The 12,987-nt window shown below is 63.9% G+C and carries 14 protein-coding genes; 7 read left to right on the forward strand and 7 right to left on the reverse strand.

Annotation, left to right across the window (positions count from 1 at the left end):
- Nucleotides 1-1,047, forward strand: a 1,047-nt coding sequence (locus tag R3X27_RS19110; protein ID WP_317710485.1) for a Hint domain-containing protein, incomplete at its 5' end; no start/stop codon positions are given.
- 78 nt (nt 1,048-1,125) lie between these two features.
- Here R3X27_RS19110 and R3X27_RS19115 read toward each other — a convergent pair.
- Together R3X27_RS19115 and R3X27_RS19120 are read right to left on the reverse strand one after the other, a co-directional pair.
- The gene (locus R3X27_RS19115) at nt 1,126-1,749 is read right to left on the reverse strand and encodes a ParA family protein (protein WP_317710486.1); all 624 of its coding nucleotides are present in this window, start codon (nt 1,747-1,749) and stop codon (nt 1,126-1,128) included.
- 422 nt (nt 1,750-2,171) lie between these two features.
- Complete coding sequence (locus R3X27_RS19120; RefSeq protein WP_317710487.1) at nt 2,172-2,333, reverse strand: hypothetical protein; 162 nt, start codon at nt 2,331-2,333, stop codon at nt 2,172-2,174.
- A 274-nt stretch (nt 2,334-2,607) separates the two neighbouring features.
- Here R3X27_RS19120 and R3X27_RS19125 point away from each other — a divergent pair, with 274 nt between their 5' ends.
- Entirely contained in the window at nt 2,608-3,483 is an 876-nt protein-coding gene (locus R3X27_RS19125; RefSeq protein ID WP_317710488.1) for a DUF6206 family protein, read from the forward strand.
- Between the two features lie 49 nt (nt 3,484-3,532).
- On the opposite strand, the gene R3X27_RS19130 is transcribed toward R3X27_RS19125, so the two are convergent.
- Entirely contained in the window at nt 3,533-3,829 is a 297-nt protein-coding gene (locus tag R3X27_RS19130; protein WP_317710489.1) for a hypothetical protein, read from the reverse strand.
- Nucleotides 3,830-3,928: 99 nt separating this feature from the next.
- Nucleotides 3,929-5,536, reverse strand: coding sequence for a peptide chain release factor 3 (locus tag R3X27_RS19135; RefSeq protein ID WP_317710490.1), 1,608 nt, complete (start codon nt 5,534-5,536; stop codon nt 3,929-3,931).
- Between the two features lie 683 nt (nt 5,537-6,219).
- Here R3X27_RS19135 and R3X27_RS19140 point away from each other — a divergent pair.
- Nucleotides 6,220-6,720 (forward strand): VPLPA-CTERM sorting domain-containing protein, encoded by a 501-nt coding sequence (locus R3X27_RS19140; protein WP_317710491.1) that lies wholly within the window; start codon nt 6,220-6,222, stop codon nt 6,718-6,720.
- Nucleotides 6,721-6,788: 68 nt separating this feature from the next.
- Here the strand turns inward: R3X27_RS19140 and R3X27_RS19145 are convergent, their stop codons facing one another.
- Nucleotides 6,789-6,926: a hypothetical protein gene (locus R3X27_RS19145; protein ID WP_317710492.1), complete on the reverse strand. Its 138-nt coding sequence runs from the start codon at nt 6,924-6,926 to the stop codon at nt 6,789-6,791.
- Between the two features lie 137 nt (nt 6,927-7,063).
- On the opposite strand from R3X27_RS19145, the gene R3X27_RS19150 reads away from it, so the two are divergent.
- From R3X27_RS19150 to R3X27_RS19165, 4 genes are all read left to right on the forward strand, one after another.
- Nucleotides 7,064-7,675 carry a hypothetical protein gene (locus R3X27_RS19150; protein WP_317710493.1) on the forward strand — a complete coding sequence of 204 codons (612 nt, stop codon included), beginning with the start codon at nt 7,064-7,066 and terminating at the stop codon, nt 7,673-7,675.
- 62 nt (nt 7,676-7,737) lie between these two features.
- Nucleotides 7,738-8,337 (forward strand): exopolysaccharide biosynthesis protein, encoded by a 600-nt coding sequence (locus R3X27_RS19155; RefSeq protein WP_317710494.1) that lies wholly within the window; start codon nt 7,738-7,740, stop codon nt 8,335-8,337.
- A 170-nt stretch (nt 8,338-8,507) separates the two neighbouring features.
- The gene (locus R3X27_RS19160) at nt 8,508-9,872 is read left to right on the forward strand and encodes a DEAD/DEAH box helicase (RefSeq protein WP_317710495.1); all 1,365 of its coding nucleotides are present in this window, start codon (nt 8,508-8,510) and stop codon (nt 9,870-9,872) included.
- 128 nt (nt 9,873-10,000) lie between these two features.
- The gene (locus R3X27_RS19165) at nt 10,001-10,423 is read left to right on the forward strand and encodes a BLUF domain-containing protein (RefSeq protein ID WP_317710496.1); all 423 of its coding nucleotides are present in this window, start codon (nt 10,001-10,003) and stop codon (nt 10,421-10,423) included.
- A 93-nt stretch (nt 10,424-10,516) separates the two neighbouring features.
- On the opposite strand, the gene R3X27_RS19170 is transcribed toward R3X27_RS19165, so the two are convergent.
- Nucleotides 10,517-12,187, reverse strand: a complete 1,671-nt coding sequence (locus R3X27_RS19170; protein WP_317710497.1) for a ribonuclease J — start codon at nt 12,185-12,187, stop codon at nt 10,517-10,519.
- Complete coding sequence (locus tag R3X27_RS19175; protein WP_317710498.1) at nt 12,188-12,961, reverse strand: type III pantothenate kinase; 774 nt, start codon at nt 12,959-12,961, stop codon at nt 12,188-12,190.
- Nucleotides 12,962-12,987: the final 26 nt, after the last annotated feature.

The following is a 12,987-nucleotide window of genomic DNA, read 5'->3' on the forward strand; positions in this document are numbered from 1 at the left end:
AGCGTCTTCCTCACAGGCTCCATGACCCACGATATTCTGTCCGCCGACTACCATTGCCACGCGTTGCCCGGCGCGGGGTTCTCCGTGATTTCCGGGGCCAATCTTGGCGATCCACTGCTCGGGGCCGACGAGCTCTGCCCGGGCGATGTCTACCGGCTGGATCATTCCGTACAGGCGTTGCAACTCGGCGTGAGCGACCGCGCCAGCAGTGGCGGGCGCGTGCTCTCGGCGGATGGCGACCGTCAGACGCTTTCCGGCGATACCGAACTCGGCCAACCCGGCGCCGCGTTGCATCTCGCGGCACGGCTGACCTTCCTTGCACCGGAAGGCCAGAAGGTCGAGCTGCTATTGCTGGAGCTGACCTCGGAGTCCGGCACCGACTATGCTGTCGTGCCAATGGAGCCCATGGAACCGGGTCGCGGGCACACCCTGATCGGCGTCGACACCGCGCCAGGCCCGGTGCGCCTCGCCGACATCACCTCGCTCGCCTTCGGACGCGGCACGCATATCACCCTGGCCGATGGTCGCCAGATCACGGTCGAGACGCTCACGCCCGGCGATCGCATCCTGACTCGCGATCACGGCCCGCAGGCACTGCGCCATGTGTTTCACCGAACGATCCGCACCGTCGGCCCCTACGCCCCCGTTATCATCCCGCGCGACACGCTCGGCAATGCGGGCGATCTTGTCCTGTCCCAACAACAGCGCCTCTTCATCTACCAGCGCGGTGTGGACCGGCTGACGGAGACCGCGGAGATGCTGGTGAAGGCCGGCTACCTGGTTGACAATGAACGCATCTTCCTGCGCCCCGGCGGTTACGCGGATTTCTACACGCTGGTCTTCGACCATCACGAAGTGATCTATGCCGAATGCATCCCGGTCGAGAGCCTGGAAGTCAATGCCGCCACCCTGCCCTCCCTGCCTGAAGAGATCGCCAGCGAGTTGCCCAATCTCGAGCACCGTCCGCATTTCGGTACCGAGGCCAATCGCAAGGCCGCGCGCGCCGCCCGCGAGAAACTCCTCAAGGATCGCAAGCCGCTCGGGTAGCCGCCGACGCGCCCGCACCGTCCGGACGATCCGCCTCCGCAGGTCGGCAGCCCTGTCACGATGGGCTTAGGCCCAAAGTCAAACCAATGTCTTGATGATCGGCGTCCACTGCTCTCGCATCGGCCGGAACAGCGCCTGCGGACGGTCGAAAATCGTCAGGCCCTCATCCGCCAGATCGCCATAGGCCGTGCGCTCGGAGATCCGCGCCGCAGGCGCCTGACCGATCTTGTCGAAAAACGTCTCCAACCGCTCACATGCCTTGCCGCGGGTCTTCACCCGGTTCGCCAGCAGCTCGATCCGGACCTTGCCCTTCCGGATGCGCTTGATCTCCTGCAGGTCCCTCAGGAACCGCTTGGTCGAATCCGCATCGAAGAAGGACGGCATGACCGGACAGATCACGGCCTTGGCCTCGGCCACGAGTTTCTGGGAATCGTTGTCATAGAGCGCGCCCGGCGCGTCGATGATCACCCAGTCGATGCCGTTGGGAGCCTCGCCCAGCGACTTGTGTGACGACCAGTCGAGATGCGCGATCCGGGTCACGGTTTTCGGGCGTCGCTTGAGCCAGCGCGTGGTGGATTTCTGCAGATCCGCATCAGCCAGCGCCACTTTCCAGCCGCCATCGGCCAGCGCCGCGGCAAGGGTGATCGCCGTTGTCGTCTTGCCGCAGCCGCCCTTGCGATTGGCGATCAAAACGGTCTTCATCTGCTCTCCTCCTCAGGTTTTTCTTGTTTTTCAATGAACTGCCGGATGAATCGCCGGATCTCCCGCGCCGCGCTCGTATCCATCTCCTCGCAAAGACGGATAAAGCGGTCCCGATCCTCTCACGCAATCCGGATCAACAGTTGCGCATCTTTTGTCTTTTTCCCGGCCATCCCGTTCCACGCATATCAACTGTATATCTCGTGTATATACTTCCTTGGACAGGTCGCAAGACGTCGCCGCGTTCTGCCATCCGAAAGGAAACATCCCGGCCCCGGTGATACCGATTGCGGTTCGCCCCCGATCGCCCGGCAGAATGTCCCAAGAGGCCAAAAGCAAAAGGCAGCCATGTCTGGCTGCCTTTCAGGTCGGATCGGATTGTCTGTCCGGCGCGCGCCTGGCGCCGTCTTGCTGCGGGCCCGGCATCAGGCGCCGTAAACGGCCTTGCGGGCGATGCTGGACGCGTTTTCGATATCCATATCGAGGTCCATCGCGGTTTCGAGCGGCATGGAACGCAGCTCGCGCAGAGTGCGGGCATAAGCGGCGCGTTTTTCTGCGGTCCGGCGGAGGGAAGCAATAAGTTTCATGATCTTGTCTCCTTTTCTTAACTTTGGATCTTCACTGTTTGCACCCCCTATATGGGATCAATGTTAGCGCTAAACCAGCGCAAGAACGGAACATCAGACATGCATTCCCTGCATTTCGGGCCGAACCGGAGAAAGCTCAGCACATTGCCCTTCGCGCCAACGTCCATATCCGCCCGGTCTTGGCGCGATTATGGAGCGGCGCCGGGATTTGTGCTTGAAGCCAGAACCGGCGAGCCATTAGGTGTCGCCCGGACCAACCGCGAAAGGCCGCCCCATGACCCTCTCCCCGCAATCGACCGATGAGACCCGGCTCTGGACCGAGACCCTGTCCGAGATGATTGCGTCAGGCGAAACGGAGCGCGGCCAGAAGGTCTCGCGGCTGGGGTTCTTCTGCGAGCCCTATCGCCCGCCTTCCGGGATATTTGCCGACACGGTGATCAAGGTCTACCGGACTGCGGCCGGGGCGGATCTGGAGCGCCTCGTCCGGGCGCATGACGCCTATATCGCCTTCCTGCTCGACAGTGGCGTGCAGGTCCCCGAGACCCGGATCCTGCTGGTCCCGGTGAAGGGACGCCAGATCCCGGTGATCGTGCAGGAAGCCCTGCCGGCCGAGACAATGATGCGCGCCAGCATGATTGGCACACCGCTTGCAGAGGCGATGTCCGCAATGCAGGCGGCCGGCGACGTGATCGCCCGTTTCTGGGACTATGCCGCGGGCCGCGAGGAGCGTGTCGGGTTTCACCCCTCGATCCGCAACCTCGCCATCATCGACGGGGTCGGTGTCTTCTTTGACAGTTTCCCGCCGCTGATCGACTATTCCCACGCGGAGATGGGTCAGGCGCTGGCCAGTTTTTCGTCCAATCGCTGGCTGCGCGCGGTAGCGCCCTTCATGCGCAAACGCATCGAGGGGATTCAGGACGAGTGGTATGATCCGATGGACAATCTCGTCGGCCTTGTCGGCAGCGCCTGCCGGCTGCGGCCGGATGACAGCGCGCAGTTCCTCGACTGGGGACGTAGCTTCGCGGCCGAGCGGATGGGAATGTCGCCGGAAATCATCGCCGCCGAGCTTGCCGAAGCGCCCAAGCTGCCGGGCTACTGGCGCGCCGTGCGCACCCTGATCGGCAAGACCGGCACACCCGATCAGCGCTGAGGCGGGACATCCCTCCGGACGCAGCGCCCCTGTGTGTCTCTCAGGCGAGTCAGACCGGGCCGCAAACCTTCTCGGCCGCGGTCCGGATCCGCTGACGCTGTTGGATCCAGCCCTTGCTGCTGCGGGCACTGTTGGTGGTGATGCCCTTGACCTCGGCAAGGGTCGATGTCGGAAGCTGCGCAATGCAGCTATCAGGCACACCGGCAGATCGTAGCCGAGGCGTCATGGACAAGCGGAGTTGCTCCGTGCCGGCATTCGTGCCCGGCGCAGCCGGGGTCGTCGGTTCGCATCCCGCGAGCGCGATCACGCTTGCAATGCCAAGTGCAAGGAGCTGTGCTGTCTTCATCGGGCTGTCCTTTCCTGCGACCAATCCACGAGCTTCAACCTAGGGCTGTCCCCTGCCCCTGTCGAGCCAACCGGAGGCCGGGCGCTCCGCAAAGCCGTGTCAGATCATCATTTCCTTGGTCGCACTCAGCTTCAGATCCGGGAAATCGCGCTCGACGCGGTCGATGTCCCATTGCAGCCGGGTGAGATAGACGAGGTCCCCGTCATTATCCTGCGCCATGTGGCCCTTGTTGGTATCGGCAAAACGCTCGACCTTGTCCTTCGGGCCGGTCAGCCAGCGGGCGGAGGTGAATTGCGTCGGCTCAAAGCGCACCGGCAGCCCGTATTCCAGCTCGATCCGGCTGGCCAGCACCTCGAACTGGAGCTGTCCGACCACCCCGACGATGAAACCAGAGCTGATGATCGGCTTGAAGACCTTGGCAGCCCCTTCTTCGGCGAATTGCATCAGTGCCTTTTCGAGATGCTTGGCCTTCATCGGATCGCCCGCGCGGCAGGTCTGCAGCAATTCCGGCGCAAAGCTCGGAATGCCGGTGACCTTCAGCGCCTCACCCTCGGTCAGGGTGTCGCCGATGCGCAGCTGGCCGTGGTTCGGGATGCCGATGATATCGCCGGCCCAGGCCTCTTCCGCCAACTCGCGGTCGGAGGCGAGGAACAAGACCGGGTTCGAGATCGCCATCGGCTTCTTCGTGCGGACATGGGTCAGCTTCATGCCGCGCTTGAAATGGCCCGACGCCATGCGCAGGAAGGCGACGCGGTCGCGGTGCTTGGGGTCCATATTGGCCTGGACCTTGAAGACGAAGCCCGAGACCTTCTTCTCTTCCGGCGCGATCTCGCGCGGGGACGCTTTCTGGATCTGCGGCTCGGGGCCGAAATCGCTGATTCCGTCCATCAACTCGCGCACGCCGAAGGAATTGATCGCGGAGCCGAACCAGATCGGCGTCATATGCCCTTCGAGCACCGCCTGCGGGTCCAGCTTCGGGAGCAGCTCCTTTGCCATCTCCACCTCTTCAAGAAAGGTCTCGAGCAGTTCGGCGGGCACATGTTCAGCCAGCTTGGGATCGTCCAGCCCCTCGATATGCACGCTCTCGGCGACCTTGTTGCGGTCGGCGCGGTCCATCAGCTCCAGCCGGTCGCGCAGGAGATCATAGCAGCCGATGAAATCGGCGCCCTTGCCGATGGGCCAGGCCGCCGGGGTCACGTCGATGGCCAGGTTTTCCTGGATCTCGTCGATGATCTCGAACGTGTCGCGGCTCTCGCGGTCCATCTTGTTGCAGAAGGTCAGGATCGGCAGGTCGCGCAGGCGGCAGACCTCGAACAGCTTCTGCGTCTGGCTCTCCACGCCCTTGGCCCCGTCGATCACCATCACCGCCGCATCCACCGCCGTCAGCGTCCGATAGGTGTCCTCGGAGAAATCCGAGTGGCCCGGCGTGTCCACGAGATTGAATCGGAAGTCGCCGAAGTCAAAGGACATGGCCGAGGCCGAGACCGAGATCCCGCGATCCTTCTCCATCTGCATGAAATCCGACCGCGTCCTCCGCGCCTCCCCCTTGGCGCGCACCTGTCCGGCCATCTGGATGGCGCCCCCGTAGAGGAGGAATTTCTCCGTCAGCGTGGTCTTGCCGGCATCCGGGTGCGAAATGATCGCGAAGGTCCGGCGACGGGCAATTTCGGGCGGGAGTGCGGGGCGGTTCGTGGCGGTGTCCAACATGGGCGCCGTATAGCGGCGGGCGGGAGCTTGCGCAATTGGCGCGGATGCACGGCGCTCAGAAACGCGGATCTTCCGGGATCGAAGGTTTTGACGCCGGGGGCGTCCCGGTGGACGGCGCGACCCTTCGCGGCGATTGCAACGCGAGATATGCCAGCGCCAGCTTGCATGGTCCGTCAAGCCCGCCCATCACCTTCCAGCTGGCCAAGGTCCCGGTCACCGGCCCGATGCTCAGGGCCAGTCGCGCCGCCAAACGCCGATTGCGAGCGCCACCGTCCTGCGGGTGACTCCGAAGCTGGCCAAACAGACCGAAAGCGGCAGCGCAGATCTGTCCAGCACACTGGAACCGGAGATACAGGCGCAAGGATGACCTGGTTGCGCGGTTTCCCCGCCCAACTCCGGGCGCTTGCGCGATCGCAGCAGTCAACCGGGGCGAGAATCGTGTGGCTTCAAGCTCCCTCAGGCTGATCATGCGACCAGACGCCAGAACAGTCGAGGAATGTCAGCTGAGACAGCTGAAATGCTTGGCTTTACTCACAATGCTTCAAGAAGTCAGAAATTGTTTCCGCCAGGCACACAATCGAACCACCTTCGCGCGATGATTGTGGCGTTAATATGTTTGGTGGATTGCCAAACAGCCTCAAACACTTCACGGATAAATGACAAATTAGAGTTAAGGGGAACATATGAGACACTTCATCTTCGTTTTGGCGGCCGTTTTCATGGCAGCCTTTACCACCACAGCGACGGCCACGGTCGTCAATCCTGGCGGTGATACCGGCGTCTTCTCTTGGGATGATGGTGTGGGCGACAGCGTCACGTTCGCCGGCCACGATACGCTGCAACTGACTGTTTCCGGGACATCGGCGGTCACGTTCAGCGTCCTTGATTGCTGCGTTATCGGCGATTCCTTCGATCTCGTGGTCGATGGTGCCAGCGTGGCGTGGGATAGCGTCACCAATCCCGGTGGCGTCGGCGGACTCTTTGCCGCGACCGCAGATCTGGTGTTGGCTGGTGGCGTGCACACGTTTGACCTGATATTGGCGACGGCGGCTGCCGGTTTTGACTCCGGTGGCGCTTATTGGACGACGAGCGCCGTGTCAGCCGTTCCCGTTCCCGCAGCGGGCCTCCTGCTGCTCGGCGGTCTTGGCGGTCTGGTCGCAATGCGCCGCCGCAAGACGTCGTAAGGTACACCTGACTGACCAGCTTTCTGATTGGCCCCGGTTCACGCCGGGGCCTTTCGTTTGAGCGACCCTCAAACCATTTCGATATCCCCGTCGACGCGCGCGGCATGAAAGCCCGCCTCCCACGCCGGAAAGGACGCGTGGGCGATCGCCCGCGCCTGCGCCATCACGTCGAGGAAATACCGCAAGGTGTGCCAGGTCAGGAACATGCCCGCGATCATTTGCCTGGCGCGATACACTTGGTGCACATAGCGCTATATCGACTTGCAAGGCGGTACGGACGGCGCCAGCCCCTCCCTCGGCCGTCACGACCTGCCGATCTTGCGGCACAGGAGACGGAGACCGCATGACCCGACAGAACCGCGTCCTGCCCACGGGCGAGTTCACCGCCCACCCCGCGCGGGGCCTGTTCATGGGCAATCGCGGCATCCTGCATGGCGCAACCGGCCAACTCGGCCCTGCCCGCTGGCGGCATCGGAACTGGATCTGCTGCCGGCTCGCCTTCAAGGGTCGCAAACGCACATTGATGCACCCCGGCCGCTATACGGAGCTTTTCTTTCTGGACGAGGCTGTTGCGCTTGCCGCCGGACACCGCCCCTGTGCGGAATGTCGGCGCGCCGACTACCTCTCCTTCCGCGCCGCCTGGCAGGCCAGCCTCGGCCCGCCCGGCTGCGCCGCAGACCTCGACCGCGCGCTGCACGCCGCCCGCGTGACCCGCAACCGACGACAAGTCCGCCACGAAGCCGCGGCACGGGCATTGCCGGATGGTGCGATTTTCCTCTGGAAGGAGCGGCCCATGCTCGCCCTCGGTGACGCAGCCCTCCCCTTCACACCCGATGGATATGAATCAGCGCGCGAACGCCCGGGCGGGTCCGTCACTGTCCTGACCCCGGCGCCCACCCTCGCCGTGCTCTGCGCCGGCTTCCGTCCGGTTCTTCACCCCAGTGCGGCGCCGTGACCCTCCCATGTCCGCGGCCATCGCGATAGCGTTCCCTCAGAAACCCCCTGCCCCGGAATCGCATGGACCGACCCGACACGGAACCACCCCTGGAAAGCATGTTGCAGGCGCTGGTCGAGACAATCGGCACGCGCCAGAAAGTGTTCCTTGGGGAGCTGACGGATTCGCTGGGCACCCGCGGATTCGGACCTGTCATCCTGCTTGCCTCAGCCATGACCATGTTGCCGACGGGAATCATTCCCGGCGTGCCGGCCTTCATGGGGCTGATCATGATCCTGGCGGGCGGGCAGATGCTGACCGGGCATCGCGAGCTCTGGCTGCCGCCGCGCATCTACGCCATCCAGCTTCCCGGCCCGGCGCTGCTGCGCGGCATCGCGCGCGCCGAGCCGATCGCCATCAAGCTGGAGCGGTATATCAAGGCCCGTTGGCAATTTCTCGTCACCTGGCAGGTCTTTCTCTGGCTGATCGCACTGGTGATGATCTTCTCGGCGCTGTTGATCATCACCATCGGCGCCATTCCCGGCCTGCCTTTCCTGCTGGCCATGCATATCCTCGCCTTCGGCCTCGGCCTGACCACCAGCGACGGACGCTTCATTCTGGCCGGATTCGTGATCTTCCTGCCCTCCGCCTGGCTCGCAGCCTGGCTTTCGGGGCTGCTCTGAGCTCTTTTCGGCCCGCTTCTGCGCGGTTTCGAGGGCTTGCGTTGACCCCGGAGCGGCTCTGCGTTAAACCGCCCCTGCCCGCGATGCGCGCGAGGCAATCCGCCGGGGCGTCAAGGTGTTACGTCCCAACCCCACTGCGGCAACAAAGGCGCCGCCAAGATTGGACGTCCATGACGAAATTCTCCGACCTGAGCCTGGACCCGAAAGTCCTCAAAGCCATCGAGGACACCGGCTACGAAACGCCGACGCCGATTCAGGCGGGCGCCATTCCGCCCGCGCTTGAAGGCAAGGACGTGCTCGGCATCGCCCAGACAGGCACCGGCAAGACCGCCTCCTTCGTGCTGCCCATGATCACCATGCTCGGTCGTGGACGTGCCCGCGCGCGCATGCCGAGATCTCTGGTGCTGGCGCCGACGCGCGAGCTCGCCGCCCAGGTGGCCGAGAATTTCGAGACCTATGCCAAGCATACCAGGCTCACCAAGGCGCTGCTGATCGGCGGCGTGTCCTTCGGCGAGCAGGACAAGCTGATCGACAAGGGTGTCGATGTTCTCATCGCCACGCCCGGCCGCCTGCTCGACCATTTCGAGCGCGGCAAGCTGCTGCTGACCGGTGTGCAGGTCATGGTCGTGGACGAGGCGGACCGGATGCTCGACATGGGCTTCATCCCCGATATCGAGCGCATCTTCCAGCTCACACCCTTCACCCGTCAGACGCTCTTCTTCTCGGCCACCATGCCGCCGGAGATCGAGCGCATCACCAACACCTTCCTCCACGCCCCGGCGAAGATCGAGGTGGCGCGCCAGTCGACCACCTCCGAGACGATCACCCAGGGTCTGGTCGAGTTCAAACCCTCCCGCCGCGACCGCGCGGCCAGCGAGAAGCGCACCATGCTGCGCGAAATCATCAAGAGCGAAGGCGAGGCCTGCCGCAACGCGATCATCTTCTGCAACCGCAAGGTTGATGTCGATATCGTTGCCAAGTCACTGAAAAAGCACGGGCTGAACGCCGAACCGATCCATGGCGATCTCGATCAGGCGCACCGGACGCGCACGCTGGACGGCTTCCGCGACGGCTCCATCGCCTTCCTCGTGGCCTCCGATGTGGCCGCGCGCGGGCTCGACATCCCGAATGTGTCCCATGTCTTTAACTATGACGTGCCAAACCATTCCGAGGATTACGTCCACCGCATCGGCCGCACCGGTCGCGCCGGCCGCAAAGGCACCGCGATCACCCTCGCCACGCCGGCGGATGACAAACAGCTCGCCGGGGTCGAAAACCTTCTGAAGCAGGAAATCCCGCGTCTCGACGCGCCCGACCTTCCCAAGCGCGAACGCCGGCCCCGCCGGGGCGAAGCGCCCGCTGAAGAAGCTCCCGCGCCGAAGGAAGAGCAGCAGCAGCCCCGGCGCACCGAGGAGCAGAGCTCCGGCAAACCGCGCCGCGGTCGTGGCGGGCGTCGCAACGAGCCGCGCGACAATGGCCCGGTTGTCGGCATGGGCGATCACGTTCCCGATTTCATCCTGCGCTCGTTCTCCTGATCCAATTGGCCGCCTGATCCGGTTGGGTCGCTTCGGCGACCCTCCGCCAACGCGTCCCTGCCACGACTGGCCATAGACAGGCAGTTATGGCAGGGTTTTCTAGCGAGGACGTGAACAGGAGCCAGGGAATGGAGTGGCTGATCTATGTCAGCAAGGCTGTTGTCTCCCCCGCGTCGCAGGACGCCGCCAGCATCTACCTGACAGCGCGACAGCGGAACAAGACACTCGGCCTGACCGGGTATCTGCACCGCGAAGACGGCGTATTCATGCAATATCTCGAGGGCCCGTCCGAGGGGATCGACACGCTGCTCCTGAGACTTCGCCGGGACTGGCGCCACCGCGACATGCGCATCCTGCATCGCGCGCCGCTCGAACAGCGACGGTTTCCCGGCTGGAACATGGAGTTCACCGAGAGCCCCAAGGGGAGCTTCGCCCATTGGGCCGCCGCGGCCGACGACCGCAAACCGCTTTCCGATGTGCAACTGGATCAGGTCGGTGCTGAAGACCTGTTGGCCTTTATCGAAAGCATCCGCGATGCGGCGCCGGATTAGACCGACCCGCAACGGACACGCGACAAGCCGGAGCTTTCAGTTTTCGACTGTTCAAAGCGGGCGAGAGCGGTTCCCGCTCTCGCGCGATGGGCTCTAACCGAGCCGGGAGATCACCACGACGACTTCCGGCTTCTTGCCGATTTCCTCGACGCAGACCTGCCGGACAACCCGCCGCAACGCCGTGTCGAGCTTGTCATCATCGACGAGCAACTTGTCATTCGCCCGCGCCAGGAACTGTCCGGACTCGTTCTCGATCAGGTCAACCAAAGGCGCGCGCGAACGCCCCTTCTCCGTCAGCCCCATCAGCTCGGCCCAGGGCTCGCCCATCGGCTCGTCATCCTCGTCGATGATCACGTTGAGCAATACCAGCCCGTTCAGCGCCATCCGGATCCGGTTCCGAACAACCCCGTCCAGCGCGCCGATCTTCTGCGTGCCGTCGAGATAGATCCGCCCCGTGTCGACATGTTCGCAAACCACCGGGCGCTCGCCCGTCAGGTCCAGCATCGTGCCATTGGTGGCGATGATCGACGGATAGCCCTTCCCGGCCGCCACTTCCGCGTGGCGCCGCAGCATCCGGTGCTCACCATGCATCGGAACGATCATCTGCGGGTGCATCAGCTCATGCACCGCTTCAAGATCCGGCCGGTTGGCATGGCCCGAGACGTGATAGAGTGTGGAGCTGTCATCGACCACATTCACGCCCTTCTCCGAGAAGGCATTCAGGATCCGCAACACGCCGCTCTCATTTCCGGGGATGGTCTTGGAGGAAAAGAGGAAAGTGTCGCCCTCCGCCAGCTCCATCCCGAGGTATTTCCCGCGTGCAAGCTGCGCACTGGCCGCGCGCCGCTCGCCTTGAGAGCCGGTGACGATCAGCATCAGGTTCTCGCGCGGGAGATCCTCGGCTTCCTCATGGCTGATGACGGGCGGAAAATCGGTCAGAACGCCGGTCTCGACCGCCGCCTGCACCATGCGCAACATCGCCCGCCCCATAAGGCAGACGGAGCGCCCGGCCTCGTGCCCCGCTTCCGCCAACGTCTTCACGCGGGCCACGTTGGAGGCAAAGGTCGTGGTCACGAACATGCCCGAACTTTGCAGCACGAGGTCGCGGATATTGTTCACCAGCGTCGATTCCGACCGCCCCGGCGTCTCGACATGCACATTCGTCGAGTCGCAGACCAGCGCCTTGACGCCGTCGGCAGCAATGTCATGCCAGAGCTGCGGATCGAAGGCTTCGCCCACGACCGGCGCCCCGTCGAGCTTGAAATCGCCGGTATGGACAACGCGGCCCGCAGGCGTGTCGAGGATCAGTGCCGAGCTTTCCGGGATCGAATGCGAGACCGGCAGGAAGGAGAGCTGGAACGGCCCCGCCTCGACTGTCTCCGGGAAGGGCTCGACAATATGGATCTGGCTTGCGTCGGCCCCGCGCTCCTCCATCTTGCGATGCAGGAGGTGGCCGGTGAAGCGGCGGCAATAGACCGGCGCGCGCAGTTCGGACCAGAAATGTCCGACGCCGCCGATATGGTCTTCATGGCCATGGGTGACGACAATCGCTTCCAGCCGGTCGGCCCGCTCGATGAGCCAGGACATGTCGGGGAAGATCAGGTCCACCCCCGGCGTGCCGTCCATGTCCGGGAAGGTCACGCCCAGGTCGACCAGTATGAACCGCTCCTTGCCGGGCGCTCCCCAGCCATAGACATAGGCGTTCATCCCGACTTCGCCCGCACCGCCCAGGGGCAGGTAGATCAACCGTTCCGCACCGCTCATTTACTGGTTTTCCTTGTTGTAGCGATGGATGACCGTCAGGCCGTGCATCGTCAGGTCGTCTTCAATCACGTCGAACAAAACTTCCCCCTGGCTGAAGAGCGGCGCAAGCCCTCCGGTGCCGATGATCTTCATGGGCCGCTCGCGCTCCGCGAGAATCCTGTCGCAAACGCCGCGCACCAGCCCGTGATAGCCCCAATAGACCCCCGACTGCATGCAGTCGACCGTATTCGTGCCGATCACCTGCCCGGGGCGGGTAATGTCGACATGCGGCAGCGCGGCGGCGGCAAGGTGCAGCGCCTCCAGCGAAAGATTGACGCCGGGCGCGATCACGCCGCCAATATAGGCGCCATCCTTGGAAACCACGTCGAAAGTTGTCGCCGTGCCGAAATCGACCACCACGAGATCGCCGCCATGGCGGTCGAAAGCGCCGGCTGTGTTGACCAGCCTGTCCGGGCCGACCTGCGCGCCGCGATCGACCCGCGGCGGGTGCGGAAGCAGGCAATCGGGCTTGCCGACAACCAGCGGGCGGCAATTGAAATAGCGATCCGCAAGCACGCGCAGGTTGAAGACCACGCGTGGCACGGTCGAAGAGATGATTACCTCGTCGATCTCCACGTCGAGCCCGTCATGCTCCATCAGCGTCGAGAACCAGACGAAATACTGGTCCGCCGTGCGCTGATGTTCGGTGGCCGTGCGCACTGTCGTGAGGAATTTCTCGCCATCCCAGACGGAAAAAACGGTGTTGGTATTGCCGGTGTCGATGCAGAGAAGCATGGCGGGCCTCGGGGGTCGGAGGGGGT

It is taken from the genome of Tropicimonas sp. TH_r6, assembly GCF_033101155.1.
Classification (GTDB): domain Bacteria; phylum Pseudomonadota; class Alphaproteobacteria; order Rhodobacterales; family Rhodobacteraceae; genus Tropicimonas.